The following is a 20415-nucleotide window of genomic DNA, read 5'->3' as shown; positions in this document are numbered from 1 at the left end:
CGACACCCATGCCTGCGCACGTCGCTTAGCCGCGCAGGTCCGCTACCGTCAGCTGCTGCAGAGACGCCAGTTTCACATCGGCCAGTACGAAGCGCGGATCGCGGCTGTTTTCTACTTCCGGAACGACAATCGAACGCATACGCGCCGCTTTGCTGGCAATCATACCGTTAACTGAATCCTCCAGCGCCACGCAGGCCATCGGCGCGACGCCAAGCTTAGCGGCGCAATCGAGATAGACCTGGGGGTGCGGTTTACTGTATGGCAGGTGCTCGGCGGAAGCCAGCGCGTCAAACTGGTCGCGCAGTTCAAACATCTCCAGCACTTTTTCCAGCATATGCAGCGGCGACGCGGAAGCGAGGCCGATTTTTAGTCCTTCGGCCTTACACAATGCCACGGCTTCACGCACGCCGGGCAGCAGCGGCCGTGACTCCTCGACCAGCTGAATGGCCCTGCGGATAATGCTGGCGGTAACCTCAGCGCGATCCGGGCCTCGCCAGGGCTGTTGAGCAAACCACAAATCAACCACCAGGTCGATGCGCAGCCCCAGCAGGTCCGGCAATTCATCACGGCGGCTAATATCCACTCCGAGGCTGTCCAGTACCTCCAGCTCTGCGCGGTCCCATAGCGGCTCTGAATCGATAAGCAGGCCATCCATATCGAAAATAGCGGCAAGAATCTGGCGCTTCGCTGACATAAGTTCCTCTCCATTGGCGTAAGTAGATAACGAAATTGTCCATATGGTATATCATACCGCGCTTAAGCAGGCGAAATTCGCTGACGAAGATAGACTTATACCTGACTCTATGTCGGCATGAAGAGTCTGGCGTTTTAAACAAGGGGAACTCATGACGTATCAACAAGCTGGACGCATTGCGGTCATTAAACGCATTTTGGGATGGGTCATCTTCATTCCAGCCGTGCTGTCTACGCTGATTTCCGTACTGAAATTTATGTACGAGCATAGCGAAAAGAAACCGGGTATTGATGCGGTGATGATGGACTTCGCCCACCTGATGATTGAGATGGTGCGTTTTAATACGCCGTTCCTGAATTTCTTCTGGTACAACTCGCCGCTGCCGGAGTTCAAACATGCGTTGAACATCGGTTTCTGGATTATCTACGCGCTGGTGTTTGTCGGCATGGCGTTGCAGGCTTCCGGCGCGCGAATGGCCCGCCAGGCGAAGTTTCTACGCGAAGGTGTGGAAGATCAGTTGATTCTGGAACAGGCTAAAGGAGCGGAAGGCCTTTCTCGTGAACAGCTTGCCGAACGTATTGTCGTACCGCGTCATACGATCCTGAAGCAGTATTTCACGCTGTACGTACTGCCGATTGTGGTGATTGTGATTGGTTATATTTTCTTCTCGCTCTTGGGTTTCCTTTAAGCAGAAGAGCTGCCCGGCGAACCGGGCAATTTCCTACTCGGCAGGCAGCGCTCGCGGCTTGCCTTCATTGTCTACCGCCACATAAATAAACAGGGCTTCCGTCGCCTTGTAGCGCTGGCCCAGTGGTTCCGTCGATACTTTTTTCACCCATACCTCAATATTAATGGTGATTGAGGTGTTGCCGCGTTTTACGCAGCGGGCATAGCAGCACACGACATCGCCAACGGCGACCGGGCGTAAAAAAGTCATACCATCAACACGGACGGTCACAACACGGCCGCGGGCAATCTCTTTGGCCATAATCGCGCCGCCGATATCCATCTGCGACATCAGCCAGCCGCCAAAAATATCGCCGTTCGCGTTGGTATCCGCCGGCATGGCCAGGGTGCGTAAAACCAATTCGCCCTTCGGGGCGAGATCTGTTGTTGTCATTCTATACTCTGTACTAGTCAAAGAAGATCAGGCGCGATGCTACTATGAAAACGGCGCAGAGAGAATAGGGGAATACGCCCGTCGGTACGGTTAAAACGGGGTTTTGGTTAAGGCCGGGTTGCGAGTTGATAACAGAAGGCGGCACGCGCCGGCTAGCGCGTACCGGTGAGCGGTATTAGTGCTTATCGTCCTGTGGCATGTGGCGGTAGATATAAACGCCGCTCAACAGGGTAAAGACCAGGGTCAATGCCGTTAAACCGAAGACTTTGAAGTTGACCCAGATATTCTGCGGCAGCCAGAACGCGATGTAGATATTGGCCAGCCCGCAGAGAATGAAGAACAGCGCCCAGGCCAGATTCAGCCGTGACCACACCTGCTGCGGCAGCGTCAGCTCTTTACCAAGCATGCGTTGGATCAGCGGCTTTTTCATTACCCACTGGCTGAACAGCAGGGCGCCGGCAAACAGGGCGTAGATGACGGTCACTTTCCACTTAATAAATTCATCGTTGTGGAAGAAGATTGTCAGCCCGCCGAATACGGCGACCAGCACAAAAGTGATCAACGCCATCTTTTCAACTTTACGATAGCGCACCCAGCTATAAATGAGGACTACCGCGGTGGCGACGATCAGCGCGGTGGTTGCGGCGTAGATATCGTAAATCTTATAAAAAGCGAAGAAGACAACCAGCGGTAAAAAATCGAGAAACTGCTTCATACATCAATTCCGTCGTTCAGGAAGGGCCGGAATGCCCGGCCCTGATTAAAGTTAGTTGCGAATAAGCATATACAAGCGGAACAAATAGATCAGCAACAGCGCAGAGAACAGATTGCTGATGGTATTAATGACCACGGCGGCAACGTTGGGCGACAGCGTTGCAAAGCTTGAAGCAAGCAGCAGTAGCGCCGTTTTTGCCAGCAGCCAGCCGAGTACCGCTGGCGCCACCAGGCGCATGTTCGCCCACGCCAGACGCATACTGCCGCGCATTGCGCTAAAGATGCCGATTTTATCCTGCACCAGCATCACCGGCGCGAATGCCAGGACAATCGCCAGCAGCACGCCCGGCACCAGCACCAGCATCATCCCCATCTGTACCACGAAGGTGGTGAACAGAATAAGCAGCAACAGCTTCGGCAGAACCGGCGCCGCCGCGCCGATTGCCCGCAGCGCGCTGACGCGATGCCCGGCGGAGATTAGCTGAATCAGCAACAGTACGCCGCCGACGAGGATGGCATTCCCCACCAGGCCCGAGAAGGTTGAGGCTGCCGACGCGCGCAGCAGGATCTGCTGCTGTTCCGGCGTCATGTTTTGCACCAGCTCAAACAAGCCGGCGCTGCCCGCCAGGTTATCGCCCTCGCTGAGGATCGATAACTGCTCGTCGCTGGGCGAAAAGGCATGGCCAATGACTACCGTGATGAACGCGCATAACAACGCAATCAGCAGAATAGTAACGAACTGATTACGAAAAAAATTCCCCGTGTCACGGTAGACGGACTTCGCCGTGATAGACATGCATTCTCCTTGAGTCTTGCAGGTGTTTTAACTAGCCGGGGATTGTACCGCAAAACGTGGTTGGGTAGCAGTCTCTGCCGAGGTCACGGTAGGTATATCTTTGTAAAGAGTTCCCAGCGGCGGCAGGCCGTAGCGGGCACGGGCGCGATCGCATGCTTCGTTGAGTTCGCCGCCTTCGCCTGACATGGCAAACTCGCGGCAGGGGGAAGGCCGCTGGTGATAGATGGAGCAGTGCACCGATTCGCCGATTTCACCGCTTAAGGCGGTACAGCGGCTTTGCCGCTGATTGGTACCGCTCATGCAGCGCAGAAAAGGGGTAAGGGGTTCGGTGAGCTGCGTAGGTACCACGCCGCCGGCGTCGTCGGCTTCAGCCCAGTAGAAGGAGACTCGAAAATACGCACAACAGGCACCGCACGTCATGCACGGGTTGATTTCACTCATAATTACACCTGAAAAAAACGCATCAACACAAATTGTCGGCAATTAAATTAGCTATCCGCACGATCGGCGACAAGAGGGGCAAGCAAAAATTTTTCTCATGGGTAAAAATTGATGTAAAGACGAATCAGTACGTTACTAACTGCTGCAAAAATTAATCTGGATCAATAAATGTTAAATCTAATGGCCTGGTGTGATCTAAAACAGATCAAAGCTAACTCATTGTAGGTATATTTGCAGCCGCTGATAAAAACCATAATGGGGACATGGATATGAAGAAAATAGCAGCGGCGGCATTGATCTTAGGTACGCTTTCTGGTGGTAGCGCCTGGGCGCATGAAGCGGGGGAATTTTTTATTCGCGCGGGCTCGGCGACGGTTCGCCCCACTGAGGGTTCTGACAACGTGCTGGGTAGCCTCGGCGGTTTTAACGTCAGTAATAACACCCAGTTAGGTTTAACCTTTACCTATATGGCGACCGACAATATCGGTATCGAACTGCTGGCGGCAACGCCGTTCCGCCACAAGGTCGGTACCGGGCCGACCGGCACTATCGCCACCGTACACCAGTTGCCGCCGACGCTGATGGCGCAGTGGTACTTTGGCGATGCGCAAAGCAAAGTGCGCCCGTATATCGGCGCCGGTATTAACTATACGACCTTCTTTAACAATGATTTCAACGATACCGGTAAGGACGCCGGGCTTTCCGACCTGAGTCTGAAGGATTCATGGGGCGCGGCAGGACAGGTTGGTCTGGATTATCTGATTGACCGCAACTGGCTGCTGAACATGTCGGTCTGGTACATGGATATCGACACCGATGTGAAATTCAAAGCCAACGGCGTTGACCAGAAAGTCAGTACCCGTCTGGATCCGTGGGTGTTTATGTTCTCTGCTGGTTATCGCTTCTAATGCTTTATAAAACTGGCCGCCTGCGGCCAGTTTTATCCTCTTCAGACCAGCCGATGGGCGTGCAGTTTGGCGCTTTCCATAATGCTATCCATTATCACCTGCACGCGATGCGGCAACACGCCGCGCTGACGATAAATCAACCACGCCTGCATATTCACGCCGCGTTCCCGTGGCAGACATGGCTGTAACGTACCGGCCTCTAATTCCGCCGCGACAGAGTAAAAAGGGGCATATACGATGCCCAGTCCCTGTTTAGCAAGCTCGATTGCCGGCAAAATGTTATCGCATACGCTGGAACCGTTGACCTCTACCTGAATACTCTCACCCGCGGCGTTATAGCAATGCCAACTGTTGCGGATCCCGCCCAACGTACGCAAAGTGATACAGCGGTGCTGCGCAAGCTCATCAACATCGTGCAGAGGCGACTGCGCAATATAATCCGCGCAGGCAAACAGCCCCATGCGAAAGCGGGTGAGAGGCCTTGCGATCAGGCTTTCGTCCTGCGGTTGGAAAAAGCTAATCAGCAGATCGCAATCGCTATCGAAAAGCGTCCCGTGTTTCTGTTCGCGCTCGTCGGGATTGCGGGTGAGAAGATTGACGGTTAATTCCGGCGCCGAGCGCAGCACCGGCGGCAAAAGGTATCGGGCAAGGAAAGCCTGAATGCCGATTGGCGCGCCGAGCGTCACCATGCCGTTAAGGCTGCGTTTCCAGGTACCGGACATATCAAGCAGGTCATTATGCTTATCCAGCAGGATGTCCGCCCGGCGCAGGAACTGCTCGCCAAACTCGCTCAGAATTAACGCTCGAGGGTGGCGGATAAAGATTTCCAGCCCCAGGCGCCGTTCCAGCGCGTTCAGCGCCCGCGACACGTTCGACTGCGGCATGTCCAGTAGCTGGGCGGCTTTGCTAACGCTTGCCGTTTCGGCAATCATGCGGACGATACGGAGTTCGTCAATACGCAGGTCTTTTTCTTTCATGAGATGGCTTCTTTCGGTTTGCTATATCAAAAATGATATATATCTTTGCTGTCATTGTCATATGACTTCTGGTCAGTCGCTGGGTATTATTTGCGAAGATTATTTGTTACAGCCGAAAATACAGAGAAATAATCGATGAAAATAACAAGAATGGCTGCGTTATCTGCGATGTTGCTGCTGGCGGCGTGCGCTACCAGCGTAACCGAAGAAGAAAAAAAGATTGAATATGACGATATTATCAAAGGGCTATCGGTCTCGGGAGAAGAGATTTTATATCGGAAAGATAAAAGTACTGATTTTTACCGTTATCAATATTTGGTCTATCAGTCGGCAAACTATCATTCTCGACTAGGCCCCAATATTAAATCGAGTGGTGTTGCTAATTATAAAACAGCGTAGTCGGCACTGTTTTACCGTTTTTATTGTCAGGAACCATTATGTTTCTTAATTACTTTGCCTTAGGCGTATTAATAGCCGTGTTTTTGATTTTATTTTACGGCATTATTATTATTCATGATATTCCCTATTTATTGGCCAAAAAACGTCAGCATCCGCATCAGGATGCGATACATGTTGCCGGCTGGGTGAGCCTGTTCACCCTGCATGCGATTTGGCCGCTGTTGTGGATCTGGGCCACGCTGTATCGCCCTGAGCGCGGGTGGGGAATGGCGCATAAAGTCGAAGATAACGCCGAAATGCATCAGCGAATCAGGCAACTCGAAAGCGAGCTAAAGCGTCTGCAGGAGCAACAGATAACTGTAACGACAAACTCGTCAAATAACCGCTGAGGCCAGTGTATGGATTTACTCATTATTCTTAGTTATGTGGCGTTGGCCTATGGCGTATTTAAAATTTTTCGTATCCCGGTAAATAAATGGACGGTACCCACGGCGGTCCTTGGCGGCGTGTTTATTGTCGGCGCGCTAATTCTGACTATGAATTATAATCACCCGTACACCGACCGGGCGCAAAAAATAGCTCTGTCGATCCCGATTGTGCCGCAGGTGTCGGGGGCCATCGTAGAAGTTACCGATAAAACGAATGTGTTATTACGCAAAGGCGAGGTGCTGTTTCGCCTTGATGATAGCCGTTATCGCGCGCGGCTGAATAAACTGGAGGCGGATCTCAGTGCCGCCGAAGCGGATATCAGAACCCGGAAAGCGGCATTAAGTGAATCTGCCGCTAACGTTCAACGGATGACGGCGGAATATGAACGTTCCCGGCAGGATTATCAGCGCTATGCAAAAGGCGCGGCGATGCCGGTAAATCCTTTTTCCGAGCAGGATGTGAATCACGCCGAGCAGCAATATCAGGCGCAATCTGCGGCCCTGCGGGCGGCTAAAGCCCAGTATCAACAGGAGTTAGAAAGACTTTCTGCGCGTTTCAATGGCGAGGATGCGCAAATCGCCAGCCTGAAATCGCAGATTGCCGAAGCGCGTTATGACCTTGAACAGACGGTTTTCCGCGCGCCCAGCGATGGTTATGTCACCCAGGTGCTGGCGCGACCGGGAACCACGGCAGTTCGTCTGCCCTTCAAACCGGTGATGATTTTTATTCCGCAGCAGAAACGGCAGGTGGTGGCGGTATTTCGCCAGAACGCTATCCTGCGCCTGGAGCAGGGCGACGAGGCAGAGGTGGTGTTCAATGGTCTACCGGGGCAGGTGTATGCCGGCAAGGTCACAAAGGTATTGCCAACCATTCCCGATGGCAGCTACCAGGCCAGCGGCGCATTACAGGGTTTAAGCGCCACGCCCGGTCGGGAAGGGGTGTATGTAATGATTGACCTGGCGGCGAGCCGCGATCTTGCCCATTTACCGGATGGGGTCAGTGCCCAGGCGGCGGTGTATACCGACCATTTTGCCCACGTGTCGGTGATGCGTAAGGTGCTGTTACGGATGACCAGCTGGCTGCATTATCTGTATCTCGACCATTAAATGCCGAAGTTGACCCAAAAAAAAGCCCGCGATAAACGCGGGCAAAAATACTGGAAGCAATGTGAGCAATGTCGTACCGAATACCTGAGTTGTTCACTCAACTATTCGGTAATGAGAAAGATAATATTTCTCATTTAAGATATCAACCCCAGAGTTTGTGCGGAGGCACATTTTTTTAATCAAGAGTGAAAACCGTACGTTTCTGGCTGTTATCACGCGGCCAGGCCGCAGCGACATCGCGGAGCGGCAGCGGCGTGGTGGAGATGGTAAAATGACCGGGCACTGCAGCCTGCAGCATCTCCCCGGTTGCCGCCAGCAGTTGCGACATGGTCAGGCTGCCGATGCCGCTGCCCATGAGCTGTAGCGGCGCGGCGCGCAGAACCGCGCCGTTTAACGCGATATCCGCCCCTGCAAGGGAACCTACCTGCACATAGCGTACCGGCTTATCGCCGGGGGTATATTTCGCCAACGCAGGCAGCAGCAACTCTGCGCTGCGGCCCCACAAATAATCCACGATCACATCAACTTGCCCGGCGCTGGCGGCGGCGAATTGTGCGCTAAGCGTCTGCTCATCGGCGGTTAAATCAATACACTCATCGGCTGCGAGGGCGGTCAGCGTCTGCGTATTGCGCCCTGTAGCAATGATTTTTTTCGCACCGAGGTAGCGGGCAATTTGCACCGCCAGCTGTCCGGCGCTGCCGGTGGCGCCGTTAATCAGTACCGTTTCGCCGGCCTGAAACTGCGCCCGCTTAACAAGCGCAGCCCAGGCAGACATGCCCGGATTGGCCATTGCCGCGGCGCTGATGTCGTCAAGCTCATCCGGCAGCGCCAGGCAATTCTGCAGCGCGACCGGCGCGCGTTGCGCCATACTGCCGAACGGTGCGCTGGGGAAAGCAAAATAGACGCGCTGGCCGTCAGGGGTCATACCGACGCCATCGATACCGACGACAAACGGCAGAGTACCGTCAAAACTATAATGATGTCCCGATGCCCGGCCCTTAACCACGTGGCTAATGGCGGCGGCGCGAACGTCAATCAATAACTGTCCGACTGCAGGCTGCGGTTCGCTAAAATCGGCCCATACCGGGCCTTCGTTAAGATCAAATACCACGGCTGCTTTCATAACATTATCTCCTGAAGATAATTATGTGTAATATGCACATATCGTTCAGGAGCACTATACGCGGTTAACTAATATATGCAAGATGCACATAATAATTACGACATCACCGACTTTCACGGCGCGCTGCTGGATATCATCAGCGTGATGAATCAACCTCTGCGCGATGAGCAGATATTACAGGCGGCAGGGGTGCAGCTTGAACAGATGCTGTTTCCGCTACTGGTGGCGGTAGGGCGCTATGGCCCGGTGGGGGTAGTTGAGCTGGCGGATCATTTAGGCCGCGATTACACCACCGTCAGTCGGCAGGTGAAAAAGCTGGAGGCTCAGGGGCTTGCCTGCAAGCAGGCCAATGCCAAAGACCGGCGGATTAGCGAGGTGACGCTCAGCGAAAAGGGGCAGCGGATGATCGACGCTATTGCCGTTGCGCGGCGGCGGTTAATGAATCAGGTGCTGGATGGATGGTCTGAAGACGAGGTGTCGGCGCTGTTTCGCCTAACGCGAAAATACGCCAACAGCCTGCAGCAGAAATAGCCGCCCGGGGTGAGGCCGGGCGACGAAGGGTCAGATGGTTTTGGTCGCCGCTTTCAGACCGTGCACGAAGGTTTTTAGCTCTTCGAGCATTTTTTGCGGCTGCTCGAGGTTGCGCTCGATAATCTTGACGATGGCCGAGCCGGATATTGCCCCGGCGGCGCCGGCGTCAATGGCGGCGGAAACCTGCTCCGGCGCCGAGATACCAAAGCCCTGCAGAGGCGGCGCGGCGTTATATTCCGCTAGTTTTTCAATCAGATGATGCAGCGGCAGCGCGGCGCGGTTTTCCGCGCCTGTCACGCCAGCGCGTGATAGCAGGTAGGTATAGCCGCGGCCATAGGAGGCAATCTGGCGCAGTAAATCGTCATCGGCATTTGGCGGGCAGATGAAAATCGGCGCAATGTTATGGCGCAGCGCTGCCTGGCGGAACGGGGCGGACTCTTCGACCGGCACGTCGGCGACCAGCACGGAATCGACGCCAACACGCGCGCATTCGGCGTAGAACTCATCAATCCCCGGGCTGAACACCAGGTTCGCGTACATCAAAAGGCCGATTGGAATGGTCGGATGCTTGTGGCGGATCGCCGCCAGCATCTCGAAGCACTGCGCCGGGGTGACGCCGGCGGCAAAAGCGCGTAATGTCGCGCCCTGAATCGTCGGGCCGTCGGCCAGCGGGTCGGAGAAGGGGATCCCCAATTCCAGCGCATCGGCGCCGGCTTCAATCAGCGCATCGATGATTTTTAGCGACTGCTCCGGCCCCGGATCGCCAAGGGTGACGAAGGGAACAAAGGCGCCTTCCTGGCGGTTTTTTAACTGTGCAAATAGCGTCTCGTAACGTTCCATCAGATTTCCCCTCGCGCTTTCAAAATGTCGTGTACGGTGAAGATGTCTTTATCGCCGCGGCCGGACAGGTTAACCACCAGCAGCTGCTCTTTATCCGGGTTCTCGCGCATCATCTTCAGCGCGTGCGCCAGAGCGTGGGACGATTCCAGCGCCGGGATAATGCCTTCATGGCGTGAGAGCGCTTTAAAGGCATCCAGCGCTTCGTTGTCGGTAATTGACACATACTCGGCGCGCCCGGTGCTGTTAAGGAACGCATGCTGCGGACCCACTGACGGGAAATCCAGCCCGGCGGAAATAGAATAAGATTCTTCGATCTGCCCGTCGGAAGTTTGCATCATCGGCGACTTCATGCCGAAGTAAATGCCGACGCGACCGTGCTTCAGCGGCGCGCCGTGCTCGCCGGTTTCGATACCGTGGCCGGCAGGCTCGACGCCAATCAGGCCAACGCGGGATTCATCAATGAAATCAGCGAACATGCCGATGGCGTTAGAACCACCGCCAACGCAGGCGATCACCGCGTCCGGCAGGCGTCCTTCTTTCTCGAGGATCTGCGCTTTGGTTTCTTCGCCGATCATGCGCTGGAATTCACGCACGATAGTCGGGAATGGGTGCGGGCCAGCGGCGGTGCCGAGCATGTAGTGCGCCTTCTCGTAGCTGCCGGACCAGTCGCGCAGCGCTTCGTTACAGGCATCTTTCAGGGTGGCGGAACCGCTGTGCACTGGAATGACCTCCGCACCCATCAGGCGCATGCGGAAGACGTTCGGCGACTGACGCTCGACGTCTTTGGCGCCCATATAGATGCGGCATTTCAGACCGAGCAGGGCGCTGGCCAGCGCCGAGGCGACGCCGTGTTGGCCGGCACCGGTTTCGGCGATAATTTCCGTTTTGCCCATACGTTTGGCCAGTAGCGCCTGGCCCAGCACCTGGTTGGTTTTGTGCGCGCCGCCGTGGAGCAGATCTTCACGCTTGAGGTACAGCGTGGTGCGGGTGCCTTCGGTCAGATTGCGGCATTTGGTCAGCGCCGTCGGGCGGCCCGCGTAGTTTTTCAGCAGGTCGGTGAATTCAGCCTGAAACTCAGGATCTTTTTGCGCGCTGACGAAAGCTTCTTCCAGCTGGCGCAGGGCGGGCATCAGGATCTGCGGAACGTACATACCGCCGAATTCGCCGAAATACGGGTTCAGTAAAGTGCTCATTATTGCATTGCTCCTTAATATGCGCGCAGCGTCTGGAAAACGGCAGCCACCAGGCTTGCCTCTTTGATTCCCGGCTGCGACTCTACGCCTGAGTTGAAATCGAGTCCGGCACAGCCGCTTTTCGCGGCTTCTACGCAGTTATCGGCGCTGAGGCCGCCTGCCAGCATCACGTTACGCAGGTCCTGGCCCTGCAGCAGCGACCAGTCGAAGCGTTGACCGCTACCGCCCTGACCGTTGTCAAAGACATATCTGTCCACATGATTGAGGTTACGCGGCGGCAGCGTTTCGCCGACGCTCAGCGCCTTCCAGATTTGGATCTGCTCCGGCAGCGCCGCGCGCAGGGCATCAATCCAGGCCTGATCTTCGCTCCCATGAAGCTGGACCGCGGCGAGTTTCAATTTGGTCGCACGGGTGACGATCTCTTCAATGGCTGCATCGCGGAATACGCCAACGTAGCTGAGCGGCGCGGCGGCCATTACCGCCTGTGCCTGCTGGTCGTCAACGGCGCGCGGCGAACTGGCGACGAAAATCAAGCCGCCGTAGATAGCGCCCGCCTCCCAGGCGACTTGCGCATCCTGCGGACGAGTCAGGCCGCAGACCTTGTTCTCACCTAACAGCACGCGCTTCACCGCAGCGCTGAGGTCCGGTTGCTCCATTAGCGCCGAGCCAATCAGGAAGCCGTTGGCAAAGTGGCTCAGTTCACGGACTTCGCCATAGGTATGGATTCCGGATTCGCTTATCACGGTGACATCCGGGCCGAGACGCGGCGCCAGTTGACGCGTGCGGTTCAGATCAATCGACATATCGCGCAGATCGCGGTTGTTAATGCCGACGACTTTGGCCTTCAGCGCAATCGCGCGTTCCAGCTCCTCTTCGTTGCTGACTTCTGTCAGAACGCCCATATTGAGGCTGTGGGCGACGGCGGCGAGCTGGCGATATTGATCGTCATCGAGCACCGAGAGCATCAGCAGGCAGGCATCAGCCTGATAGTAACGCGCGAGGTAAATCTGGTAAGGATCGATAGTGAAGTCTTTACACAGAATCGGCTGCGGCGCGACTTTGCTGACGATCGGCAGAAAATCAAAGCTGCCCTGAAAATATTTTTCATCGCACAGTACCGAAATTGCCGAGGCGTAGTGCTTATAAACCCCGGCGATGGTTGCCGGGTCGAAATCTTCACGAATCAGTCCCTTCGACGGCGACGCCTTTTTGCACTCGAGAATAAAAGCGGTGCGGGCGCCGGCCAGCGCATCGTAAAAATGGCGTTCGGACGGCACGATGTCATTCTGAAAACTGGCTAACGGTTGTTGTTGTTTGCGGGCTTCTACCCAAATCGCTTTGTCGGCAACGATTTTTGCTAAAACGGTCTGCATTATTTACCCTCTTGCCGCTAATGCGGTCACTCTGTCATAGGCCGCTCCGCTGTGCAGCACATCCAGTACCTGCCGGGCGTTGGCTTTCAGGTCTTCATGCCCGTGTAAACGCATCAACATGGCGACGTTGGCGGCGACGGCGGCTTCGTGAGCGGCTTCACCTTTACCTTGTAGCAAGCGCGTGAGAATGTCACGGTTTTCTTCCGGCGTGCCGCCAGCCAGTTGATCCTGATGATAAGGCGTCAGACCGAAGTCGGCGGCGGTCAGCTGATAGCTCTGGATTTCGCCGTTATTGAGTTCGGCGACCACGGTCGGCGCATGCAACGAGACTTCGTCCATGCCGCCGCTGTGTACCACGGCGGCGCGTTGATAGCCGAGTACCCGTAAGGTTTCGGCAATCGGCAACACCAGTTCCGGGCTATAGACGCCAATCAACGCCAGCGGCGGGTGCGCAGGGTTGATAAGCGGCCCCAATACGTTAAACAGGGTGCGCGTTTTCAACTGTTGGCGGACCGGCATCGCATGGCGGAAACCGGTGTGGTACTTCGGCGCAAACAGGAAGCAGACGCCCAGTTCATCCAGCGCGGCGCGCGATTTATCGGCATTCATATCCAGGTTGATGCCAAACGCGGCCAGCAGGTCGGACGAGCCCGATTTACTGGAGACGCTGCGGTTGCCGTGTTTCGCCACCTTTAAACCGCAGGCGGCGGCGACAAAGGCGCTGGCGGTTGAAATATTAATGCTGTTGCTGCCATCGCCGCCGGTGCCGACAATATCGGCAAACTGATAATCCGGGCGCGGGAACGGCGCGGCGTTTTCCAGCAACGCGGTAGCGGCGCCGGCAATTTCCTGCGGTTGCTCGCCGCGCACTTTCATGCTTACCAGCGCGGCGGCCAGTTGTTCTGGCTTCACTTCGCCGCGCACGACGGCGGAAAACAGCACGTGGCTCTCCTGCTGGCTCAGCGTCTCTGCCTGGTACAATTTTTCCAGAATCGGTTGTACGACATTGGTCTGTTCCAGTTTCTGCAGCGCCCATGCCAGCGTTTGCTCCAGCAGCAGCGCCCCCTGGGTAGTCAGAATCGACTCCGGATGGAACTGGAAGCCGCAGACGCGATCGGCGTCATGGCGAACCGCCATCACCATACCGTTGAAATTGGCGTTAATGGTGAGCCCGGCCGGAATATTGCTGCCGACCAGTGAATGGTAGCGGGCCACCGGCAGCGGGTTGGCAAGACCGGCGAACATCGCCTGGCCGTCATGCTCAATGCTGGAAGCTTTGCCGTGAAGGATTTCGCCCGCCTGGCCGACATAGCCGCCGTAGGCTTCCACGATGGCCTGGTGGCCGAGGCAGATACCGATAATCGGTAACTTGCCGCGCAGGCGGGTCAGCAGCTCCGGCATGCAACCGGCTTCGCTTGGGGTACCCGGCCCCGGAGAGAGCATCAGCACCGGATTATCCATAGTGCCGATACGTTCAATCAGCGATTGCGCCGGAACGGTATTACGATAAATGACCACGTTGTGGCCGTTAGCCCGCAGCTGGTCGGCGAGGTTATAGGTAAAGGAGTCGATATTATCGAGCAGCAGGATGTCGGCCATTAGAAAGTCTCCTTCGCGTGATGGGCCTGAGCAATGGCGCGCAGCACGGCGCGAGCTTTATTACGGGTTTCATCCGCCTCGGATTGCGGAACGGAATCGAGCACGATACCGGCGCCCGCCTGCACGGTGGCAATGCCGTCCTCTACGTAGGCTGAGCGGATCACGATGCAGGTATCGAGGTCGCCGTGGGCGGTAAAGTAGCCGACCGCGCCGCCGTAGCTACCACGACGCTTGCCTTCCGCGGCGGCGATCAGCTGCATGGCGCGAACTTTCGGCGCGCCGCTAAGGGTGCCCATATTCATGCAGGCGCGATAGGCGTGCAGGACGTCGAGGTCGCGGCGCAGTTCGCCAACCACGCGGGAAACCAGGTGCATCACAAAGGAGTAGCGATCGACTTTGGTCAAATCCGCCACGTAGCGGCTACCCGGGGTACAGATGCGGGCGAGATCGTTACGGGCCAGGTCGACCAGCATCAGATGTTCAGAGAGCTCTTTGTGGTCGGTACGCATCTCCAGTTCAATACGGCTATCGAGGTCGCGATCCAGCGAACCGTCGGCGCGGCGGCCGCGCGGACGGGTGCCGGCAATGGGGTAGATCTCAATCTGGCGGCTGACGGCGTCGTATTTGAGCGAGCTTTCCGGCGAGGCGCCGAACAGCGTGAAATCGTTATCCTGCATAAAGAACATATACGGGCTGGGATTGCTCTTTTTCAGCACATCGTACGAGGCCAGCGGCGACGGGCAAGGGAGGGAGAAGCGGCGCGACGGCACAACCTGGAAAATTTCGCCCGCGCGAATGGCGCGCTGCATTTTGCGCACCACGGCGCCGTACTCTTCATCGCTCTGATCGACGTCGCAGCGCATTTCGGCAACCGTTGTCACCGGCAGCGGCGCGGGCGGCTCATTTAACTGCTGGCGAAGCTGGGCGATACGTTGCAGAAGACGCTGTTTCTCATTCTCCAGCGGCGTGAACAGGCTCGCCTGAATGCGGGTGTTTTTGGTCTGATGGTCGATGACCAGCAGCGTCTCCGCCAGGTAGAAACAGTAATCCGGGCAGGCGGTATCGGCGTTAAGCGGTGGTAAATCTTCAAAACCGGCCACCAGGTCGTAAGCGAACAGGCCGCCGAAGAACATCGCTTCGCGCTCGGCCTGCGGGACGCTGACCAAATCCTGTAACAGACGAAACGCATCGAACACCGATAACGAACACAGGCGAGCGTCTTCATCCAGCAGGGCGCTAACCGGTGGGAAGGTGAGTACCCGGCTGTTCGGCTGGCGCAGATTCTCAATGCCGGACGGCAATGCGTTATCCAGTAGTTCAAGCAGCGCGGCGCCGTTCGCTGACAGCGCCTGGACAGTGACGGTATTGCCAAGTGCGGTAATACGCAGGGCGCTATCCACCAGCAGCAGGCTTTTTAAATCGTCTTTACTATCGATGTCGGCCGATTCCAGCAGCAAGGTTGCCGGGCGCGCGCCGCATAATTGATGGAATAACGCCGTCGGGTTTTCGCGATAGATAGCGTCGCTGGTGAGAAGCTCGAGCGCTGGTTTTGATGTTTGCATTATCATTCTCGCCTGTTCTGTTCATTATTTTGTTCAAAAAAAAGCCCGCTCAGTGGCGGGCCCGGTATCTGTTTGCTGAGTGCAAAACGCGATCACGCCGCCCGATTCCAGGAACGACGCCACCAGCTATGAAGAGTAATAATTTGCGTTTTCATCAGAGATACCCGTTGTGTGAACTTGTGTACTAGTTAACTAGTCCATGAAAATAAAGTCAACCCTTGTTTGCAGATTTTCTTTCTCAGTCGTTATCATAATGCGCTTATTTCAGTTCAGGTCCACCAGGAGCCATTTTGAGCGACACTAATTACGCGGTCATTTATGACCTGCACAGCCATACCGTCGCCTCCGATGGGCGATTGACTCCAGAAGAGCTGGTACATCGCGCGCATGAGATGCGGGTGGGGACGCTGGCAATCACCGATCACGATAGCGTGGCGGCCATTCCGGCAGCGCGTGCCGAAATTGCGCGGGCTGAACTGCCGCTCACGCTTATCACCGGGGTAGAAATTTCCACCCTGTGGGAAAATCACGAAATTCATATCGTCGGACTGAATATTGATATCAACCATCCGGCGATAACGCAACTGCTCTGCGAACAGAAAGCGCGGCGCAACCAGCGCGGGCAGATGATTGCCGAACGGTTGGAGAAAGCGCGTATCCCCGGCGCCTGGGAAGGGGCGTTAAAGCTCGCCGATGGCGGCGCGGTTACCCGCGGCCATTTTGCCCGCTTTTTAGTTGAAGCCGGCTTTGCGAGCAATATTGCCGATGTATTCAAAAAATATCTCGCCCGCGGGAAAACCGGATACGTTCCGCCGCAGTGGTGTACAATAAAACAAGCGATTGATGTCATTCATCATTCTGGCGGCAAAGCGGTGATCGCCCATCCGGGGCGTTACGATCTTTCCGCCAAATGGTTGAAACGGCTGTTGGCCCATTTTAGCGAGCAGGGCGGCGACGCGATGGAGGTCGCCCAATGTCAGCAGGCGCCGCATGAGCGCGCGCAGCTGGCGGGCTACGCGAAACAGTTTGGTTTGATGGCGTCGCAGGGTTCGGATTTCCACCAGCCCTGTCCGTGGATCGAACTGGGGCGCAAACTTTGGCTACCCGCTGGCGTAGAAGGGATCTGGCGCAGTTGGGAAGTGGCCGCTGAACAAATTGAGAGGGAAGTATGAGCCAGTTTTTCTATATCCACCCCGATAACCCGCAGGCGCGGTTGATTAATCAGGCGGTGGAAATCGTACGTAAGGGCGGGGTTATCGTTTATCCAACGGACTCTGGTTATGCTCTGGGGTGCAAAATTGAAGATAAAGGGGCGATGGAGCGGATCTGCCGTATTCGTCAGTTGCCGGATGGCCACAATTTCACCCTGATGTGCCGCGATCTCTCCGAGTTGTCGACCTATGCGTTTGTCGATAACGTGGCGTTTCGTCTGATCAAAAACAATACCCCGGGCAACTACACGTTTATTCTTAAAGGAACGAAAGAGGTGCCGCGCCGCCTGTTGCAAGAAAAGCGTAAAACCATTGGTATGCGCGTGCCGGCAAATCCTATCGCCCAGATGCTGCTGGAAACGCTTGGCGAGCCGATGCTCTCGACATCCTTGATGCTGCCGGGTAATGAATTCACGGAGTCCGACCCGGAAGAGATTAAAGACCGTCTTGAGAAGGTGGTCGATCTGATTATTCACGGCGGTTATCTCGGCCAGCAGCCGACGACGGTTATCGACCTGACCGAAGACGCGCCGGTGGTGCTGCGTGAAGGCGTTGGTGATATTAAACCCTTCCTGTGATGTTTCTCGCGGGCGGCGTTTCATGCGTCGCCCGCGGCTTAAATTTATTTTAAAATTCTTTCCGCATTGAGTCGCTCCTTTCTTCTTTATATTATTAGTCCGCTTACGATATCACTCACTGATATTGCTTCCAGAAAGAAATTCAACATTATGTATAAGCTGACTATTTAACCCTCCGACGTGTTTAAGAGGAAGAAAGTACTGTTGATTTTTTTTATGTTTTCCAGTGTTGCCGTTACCTTATATCTGGCGGGTAAAGTCATACATTAAGCCCTGGTGGTATTCAGTGATAATAATCTTATAATAGTGATTAAATACCGTTAATATATGCCAAAGCTGACCTCAAATACCTATCCCATCACCCTGGTAAAAAGCGTACTGGTTGTTTCGCTGCTGGCGTTAATGCTGATTGTTGTCAGCCTGACCAGCCTGTTTAACTATCAGTCGCGTCAGGTCAGTAGTGCCATTGATAAAAAAATCATTGGTTCTCAGTATACGTCTATTCAGCTTAAACTTGAGGATGCTGTCGATCGCCCACGACAAATAACGAATCTATTTTTACAATATATTCAGGGCGAAAGTAACAACATCGATAAGGATACTTTAGTTCCTGAAATGGTGTATTTGACGGCGAGCGCGTTTAAAACCATGCCCGCCTTCCAGAGCCTGTCGTGGTTTGCGGAAAATGGCTCCAGTATTGCTGTTATTCGCGATAATCATAGTAATCAAATTTATTTACAGCGAACCCAGCGCGATAATCATCACTCCCTGGTTAAATACAGCGGGTTAAGCCCGCAGACCAATATTGTCAACGTCAATAACGCGTTTAATGTTGCTGATTTACCGCAGTTTCGCCGCGCTCGCCAGCAAACGCACGGGTTCTGGCAACGCTCTCTCTTTACCGGCAGTTTGATCATGAGCTGGAACCAGCCAGTGTACGATAAACAAGGCCGCTTCGTCGGGGCGATCGCCAGCGGCGCCACACCTGCAGATATGACCGCTTATTTACAGAGTCTCCTGCCGGATAAAAGCTATGCTCTTCTACTTATCGATGACAACAATCGCATTGTCGCGCGTTCCGGCAACCAATATAAATGGCAGCAGGATCGCCAACTGATAGCAAAGCTTACCTCGGCGCAGCCGTCGCCGACGTCATTTTCCTTGCGTACTGAGGACGAGTCTTTGTTGGCGACCGCCTTTAGCGTGCAGGACCGCCAACATCTGCTGAACTGGAAGGCGGTACTTATCGCACCACAGCATGGGGAAATGGCGGAAATGAATAAACAGCGTCTACTTGTGACCTTCGCCACGACACTGTTTATTTTTATTCTGATGTTGATTCTGTTGATGATTATTTCTCATTTCACCGGCGCCTTAAAAGACGTTACAGATAAAGTGCATCTGGGGTTAATGCCGTGGAAGAAACCAACTAAACGAGTATTTCCGGAAATAGCCTCGTTGGATGCAGCATTGAGCAACCTATTTGCAATTATTCCAGACACTTTCGAATCTAAACGCCGGAAACTGGAAGAAGATAGCGAAACCGGTTTTTTAACCCGTAGCGGTTTACTGCATTGTGAGTCGCTGTACCGTCATCGCAATATGCTGGCGATGGTATACGTTAACAACTACAACTCGGTTAAGAATGTGCTCGGTACGACTCAGGCCCGACAGTTTATTCACCAGTTTACTTTACGCATTCGCAAAATATTGCCTGAAGGGGCACTATGTTGTCGTGATCGAGAAGACTTGTTCATTATCGCTTTTGATGGCATGTATGCCGAAAAGGATGTCGACTGGTACAGCGCGCTACTTGCTTCTGTTTTTCGTATGTCTGCTTCTGATATGTCAGGCGAATCGCATATATTTACTGGCCATATTGGCATGTTGATTGAATCATTAACCCCAGAGAACATCGGCGAATGTCTGATGAATGTTAGTCTGGCTTTACAGCATGCCCAGATGCAGCGTAGCGGTACGAGTAAACTTTTCACGGCCGCCATGCGTGAAGAGGAAGTGAATAATCTGCGTCTGCATCAGGCGTTATGCGACGATCTCCATTCGGAAGGTTTCCATCTCGTTTTGCAGCCGATCGTTTCATTTGAATCGCAGCGGCCTTGTAAAGAAGGTGAATGCCTGATCCGCTGGCAATCAAATGTGTCGGGTTTCGTGCCGCCCGACAAATTTATCGCCCTTGCCGAGCACACCGGCATGATTGTGCCGTTAGGGAAATGGATAATTGAAACCGCCTGTCGTGAACTTGCCGCGTTTATCACGCGCGGCGCGCCGCGTGATTTTAAACTGCACGTCAATATCTCGGCAATTCAGCTTCAGCAACCTGATTTTGCTCAGCATCTGCTGGAGTCAATTCACGCTAATGATTTGATGAACCGCAATATTTGTCTCGAAATCACCGAAAGCGTTTTGCTACATGACACGTGGCGGATTGTCGAAATACTGGCTTATTTACGCCGCCTCGGCGTTTGCGTCGCGATTGACGATTTTGGTTCCGGTTATTCCAGCCTCTCGTATCTGCATTCACTGCCGTTTGACTGTCTGAAGATTGACCGCGGGTTTGTTAGCAATGTGCTAGACGATAAAAAAAGCGAAGCGGTTATTGCCTCGGTGTTAATGCTGGCGCGAAGTTTTTCCGTGCCGCTGGTGGCCGAAGGCGTTGAAACGCGCGAAATGGCGGAAAAACTGCAGGAGATGGGCTGTGATTTGGCCCAGGGATATCATTATTCCCGGCCGAAAACGTTTGATAGTTTTGACGTCGCCAATGGGTTTTTCGTTGTTGAACCGGAATGATGACAAAGACGAG

Annotated in this window: 21 protein-coding genes and 1 other annotated feature; of the genes, 9 read left to right on the top strand and 12 right to left on the bottom strand. The window is 54.6% G+C overall.

Annotation, left to right across the window (positions count from 1 at the left end):
- Positions 1-25: 25 nt before the first annotated feature.
- Positions 26-694: a hexitol phosphatase HxpB gene (gene hxpB / locus PGQ95_RS11215; RefSeq protein ID WP_430918095.1), complete on the bottom strand. Its 669-nt coding sequence runs from the start codon at positions 692-694 to the stop codon at positions 26-28.
- Between the two features lie 151 nt (positions 695-845).
- Between hxpB and PGQ95_RS11210 the strand changes: the two genes are divergently transcribed.
- Complete coding sequence (locus tag PGQ95_RS11210) at positions 846-1382, top strand: YniB family protein (protein WP_047045057.1); 537 nt, start codon at positions 846-848, stop codon at positions 1380-1382.
- Between the two features lie 33 nt (positions 1383-1415).
- Here PGQ95_RS11210 and yciA read toward each other — a convergent pair whose 3' ends face one another.
- The 4 genes from yciA to PGQ95_RS11190 all read right to left on the bottom strand — a co-directional run bounded on the left by yciA (position 1416) and on the right by PGQ95_RS11190 (position 3765).
- Entirely contained in the window at positions 1416-1814 is a 399-nt protein-coding gene (gene yciA, locus PGQ95_RS11205) for an acyl-CoA thioester hydrolase YciA (RefSeq protein ID WP_015705756.1), read from the bottom strand.
- Positions 1815-1989: 175 nt separating this feature from the next.
- On the bottom strand, positions 1990-2529 hold the full coding sequence (locus PGQ95_RS11200; RefSeq protein ID WP_015366196.1) for a septation protein A: 540 nt from the start codon (positions 2527-2529) through the stop codon (positions 1990-1992).
- A 51-nt stretch (positions 2530-2580) separates the two neighbouring features.
- Positions 2581-3324, bottom strand: a complete 744-nt coding sequence (locus tag PGQ95_RS11195) for a YciC family protein (RefSeq protein ID WP_015366197.1) — start codon at positions 3322-3324, stop codon at positions 2581-2583.
- Between the two features lie 27 nt (positions 3325-3351).
- A complete protein-coding gene (locus PGQ95_RS11190; protein WP_045393211.1) occupies positions 3352-3765 on the bottom strand; it encodes a YkgJ family cysteine cluster protein in 414 nt (137 codons plus the stop codon).
- Between the two features lie 269 nt (positions 3766-4034).
- On the opposite strand from PGQ95_RS11190, the gene ompW reads away from it, so the two are divergent.
- Positions 4035-4673: an outer membrane protein OmpW gene (gene ompW / locus PGQ95_RS11185; RefSeq protein WP_045374891.1), complete on the top strand. Its 639-nt coding sequence runs from the start codon at positions 4035-4037 to the stop codon at positions 4671-4673.
- A gap of 41 nt (positions 4674-4714) precedes the next feature.
- On the opposite strand, the gene PGQ95_RS11180 is transcribed toward ompW, so the two are convergent.
- On the bottom strand, positions 4715-5650 hold the full coding sequence (locus PGQ95_RS11180; RefSeq protein WP_087859357.1) for a LysR family transcriptional regulator: 936 nt from the start codon (positions 5648-5650) through the stop codon (positions 4715-4717).
- A gap of 135 nt (positions 5651-5785) precedes the next feature.
- Between PGQ95_RS11180 and PGQ95_RS11175 the strand changes: the two genes are divergently transcribed.
- Genes PGQ95_RS11175 through PGQ95_RS11165 form a run of 3 tightly spaced genes read left to right on the top strand, consistent with a single transcriptional unit; the run spans position 5786 to position 7584 of the window.
- On the top strand, positions 5786-6049 hold the full coding sequence (locus PGQ95_RS11175) for a hypothetical protein (RefSeq protein WP_411325052.1): 264 nt from the start codon (positions 5786-5788) through the stop codon (positions 6047-6049).
- Between the two features lie 38 nt (positions 6050-6087).
- Positions 6088-6438: a DUF3302 domain-containing protein gene (locus tag PGQ95_RS11170; protein WP_063414215.1), complete on the top strand. Its 351-nt coding sequence runs from the start codon at positions 6088-6090 to the stop codon at positions 6436-6438.
- A 9-nt stretch (positions 6439-6447) separates the two neighbouring features.
- Complete coding sequence (locus PGQ95_RS11165) at positions 6448-7584, top strand: HlyD family secretion protein (protein ID WP_430914500.1); 1137 nt, start codon at positions 6448-6450, stop codon at positions 7582-7584.
- Positions 7585-7759: 175 nt separating this feature from the next.
- On the opposite strand, the gene PGQ95_RS11160 is transcribed toward PGQ95_RS11165, so the two are convergent.
- Positions 7760-8707 carry a quinone oxidoreductase family protein gene (locus tag PGQ95_RS11160; protein ID WP_430918093.1) on the bottom strand — a complete coding sequence of 316 codons (948 nt, stop codon included), beginning with the start codon at positions 8705-8707 and terminating at the stop codon, positions 7760-7762.
- A 75-nt stretch (positions 8708-8782) separates the two neighbouring features.
- Between PGQ95_RS11160 and PGQ95_RS11155 the strand changes: the two genes are divergently transcribed.
- The gene (locus PGQ95_RS11155) at positions 8783-9238 is read left to right on the top strand and encodes a MarR family winged helix-turn-helix transcriptional regulator (RefSeq protein ID WP_411325051.1); all 456 of its coding nucleotides are present in this window, start codon (positions 8783-8785) and stop codon (positions 9236-9238) included.
- A gap of 30 nt (positions 9239-9268) precedes the next feature.
- Here PGQ95_RS11155 and trpA read toward each other — a convergent pair whose 3' ends face one another.
- The 5 genes from trpA to PGQ95_RS11130 are packed head-to-tail and all read right to left on the bottom strand — an operon-like array spanning position 9269 to position 15805.
- Complete coding sequence (trpA, locus tag PGQ95_RS11150) at positions 9269-10078, bottom strand: tryptophan synthase subunit alpha (RefSeq protein ID WP_113373650.1); 810 nt, start codon at positions 10076-10078, stop codon at positions 9269-9271.
- On the bottom strand, positions 10078-11271 hold the full coding sequence (gene trpB, locus PGQ95_RS11145; protein WP_015366207.1) for a tryptophan synthase subunit beta: 1194 nt from the start codon (positions 11269-11271) through the stop codon (positions 10078-10080). Before trpB ends, trpA begins: the two co-directional genes overlap by 1 nt.
- Before the next feature lie 14 nt (positions 11272-11285).
- Positions 11286-12644, bottom strand: coding sequence for a bifunctional indole-3-glycerol-phosphate synthase TrpC/phosphoribosylanthranilate isomerase TrpF (gene trpCF, locus PGQ95_RS11140; protein WP_316424088.1), 1359 nt, complete (start codon positions 12642-12644; stop codon positions 11286-11288).
- 3 nt (positions 12645-12647) lie between these two features.
- Positions 12648-14243 carry a bifunctional anthranilate synthase glutamate amidotransferase component TrpG/anthranilate phosphoribosyltransferase TrpD gene (trpD, locus tag PGQ95_RS11135; RefSeq protein WP_015366209.1) on the bottom strand — a complete coding sequence of 532 codons (1596 nt, stop codon included), beginning with the start codon at positions 14241-14243 and terminating at the stop codon, positions 12648-12650.
- On the bottom strand, positions 14243-15805 hold the full coding sequence (locus PGQ95_RS11130) for an anthranilate synthase component 1 (RefSeq protein ID WP_087859366.1): 1563 nt from the start codon (positions 15803-15805) through the stop codon (positions 14243-14245). The genes trpD and PGQ95_RS11130 overlap by 1 nt, the downstream gene beginning before the upstream one ends.
- A 35-nt stretch (positions 15806-15840) precedes the next feature.
- Positions 15841-15936: a sequence feature (Trp leader region), on the bottom strand.
- 159 nt (positions 15937-16095) lie between these two features.
- Here PGQ95_RS11130 and rnm point away from each other — a divergent pair.
- From rnm to PGQ95_RS11115, 3 genes are all read left to right on the top strand, one after another.
- On the top strand, positions 16096-16977 hold the full coding sequence (rnm, locus tag PGQ95_RS11125) for an RNase RNM (protein ID WP_213316325.1): 882 nt from the start codon (positions 16096-16098) through the stop codon (positions 16975-16977).
- Positions 16974-17594: an L-threonylcarbamoyladenylate synthase gene (locus tag PGQ95_RS11120; protein ID WP_020078571.1), complete on the top strand. Its 621-nt coding sequence runs from the start codon at positions 16974-16976 to the stop codon at positions 17592-17594. The genes rnm and PGQ95_RS11120 overlap by 4 nt, the downstream gene beginning before the upstream one ends.
- Before the next feature lie 327 nt (positions 17595-17921).
- Positions 17922-20402 (top strand): bifunctional diguanylate cyclase/phosphodiesterase, encoded by a 2481-nt coding sequence (locus PGQ95_RS11115; RefSeq protein ID WP_430918089.1) that lies wholly within the window; start codon positions 17922-17924, stop codon positions 20400-20402.
- The last annotated feature ends 13 nt before the right edge of the window (positions 20403-20415 follow it).

It is taken from the genome of Klebsiella sp. 141240 (assembly GCF_050600805.1).
In the GTDB taxonomy this organism is placed as follows: domain Bacteria; phylum Pseudomonadota; class Gammaproteobacteria; order Enterobacterales; family Enterobacteriaceae; genus Klebsiella; species Klebsiella aerogenes.
Note: the sequence above shows the minus strand (reverse complement) of the source record. Positions and strands in the feature narration are given on the sequence as shown.

Excerpts from the sequence above, each read along its gene's own strand:
- PGQ95_RS11115 (WP_430918089.1), top strand. The coding sequence starts at position 17,922 with ATGCCAAAGCTGACCTCAAATACCTATCCCATCACCCTGGTAAAAAGC.
- PGQ95_RS11160 (WP_430918093.1), bottom strand. The coding sequence starts at position 8,707 with ATGAAAGCAGCCGTGGTATTTGATCTTAACGAAGGCCCGGTATGGGCC.
- PGQ95_RS11120 (WP_020078571.1), top strand. The coding sequence starts at position 16,974 with ATGAGCCAGTTTTTCTATATCCACCCCGATAACCCGCAGGCGCGGTTG.
- trpB (WP_015366207.1), bottom strand. The coding sequence starts at position 11,271 with ATGAGCACTTTACTGAACCCGTATTTCGGCGAATTCGGCGGTATGTAC.
- PGQ95_RS11170 (WP_063414215.1), top strand. The coding sequence starts at position 6,088 with ATGTTTCTTAATTACTTTGCCTTAGGCGTATTAATAGCCGTGTTTTTG.
- PGQ95_RS11155 (WP_411325051.1), top strand. The coding sequence starts at position 8,783 with ATGCAAGATGCACATAATAATTACGACATCACCGACTTTCACGGCGCG.
- PGQ95_RS11165 (WP_430914500.1), top strand. The coding sequence starts at position 6,448 with ATGGATTTACTCATTATTCTTAGTTATGTGGCGTTGGCCTATGGCGTA.
- PGQ95_RS11180 (WP_087859357.1), bottom strand. The coding sequence starts at position 5,650 with ATGAAAGAAAAAGACCTGCGTATTGACGAACTCCGTATCGTCCGCATG.
- PGQ95_RS11130 (WP_087859366.1), bottom strand. The coding sequence starts at position 15,805 with ATGCAAACATCAAAACCAGCGCTCGAGCTTCTCACCAGCGACGCTATC.
- PGQ95_RS11190 (WP_045393211.1), bottom strand. The coding sequence starts at position 3,765 with ATGAGTGAAATCAACCCGTGCATGACGTGCGGTGCCTGTTGTGCGTAT.
- PGQ95_RS11195 (WP_015366197.1), bottom strand. The coding sequence starts at position 3,324 with ATGTCTATCACGGCGAAGTCCGTCTACCGTGACACGGGGAATTTTTTT.
- trpD (WP_015366209.1), bottom strand. The coding sequence starts at position 14,243 with ATGGCCGACATCCTGCTGCTCGATAATATCGACTCCTTTACCTATAAC.
- trpA (WP_113373650.1), bottom strand. The coding sequence starts at position 10,078 with ATGGAACGTTACGAGACGCTATTTGCACAGTTAAAAAACCGCCAGGAA.
- PGQ95_RS11210 (WP_047045057.1), top strand. The coding sequence starts at position 846 with ATGACGTATCAACAAGCTGGACGCATTGCGGTCATTAAACGCATTTTG.
- yciA (WP_015705756.1), bottom strand. The coding sequence starts at position 1,814 with ATGACAACAACAGATCTCGCCCCGAAGGGCGAATTGGTTTTACGCACC.
- ompW (WP_045374891.1), top strand. The coding sequence starts at position 4,035 with ATGAAGAAAATAGCAGCGGCGGCATTGATCTTAGGTACGCTTTCTGGT.
- PGQ95_RS11200 (WP_015366196.1), bottom strand. The coding sequence starts at position 2,529 with ATGAAGCAGTTTCTCGATTTTTTACCGCTGGTTGTCTTCTTCGCTTTT.
- trpCF (WP_316424088.1), bottom strand. The coding sequence starts at position 12,644 with ATGCAGACCGTTTTAGCAAAAATCGTTGCCGACAAAGCGATTTGGGTA.
- PGQ95_RS11175 (WP_411325052.1), top strand. The coding sequence starts at position 5,786 with ATGAAAATAACAAGAATGGCTGCGTTATCTGCGATGTTGCTGCTGGCG.
- hxpB (WP_430918095.1), bottom strand. The coding sequence starts at position 694 with ATGTCAGCGAAGCGCCAGATTCTTGCCGCTATTTTCGATATGGATGGC.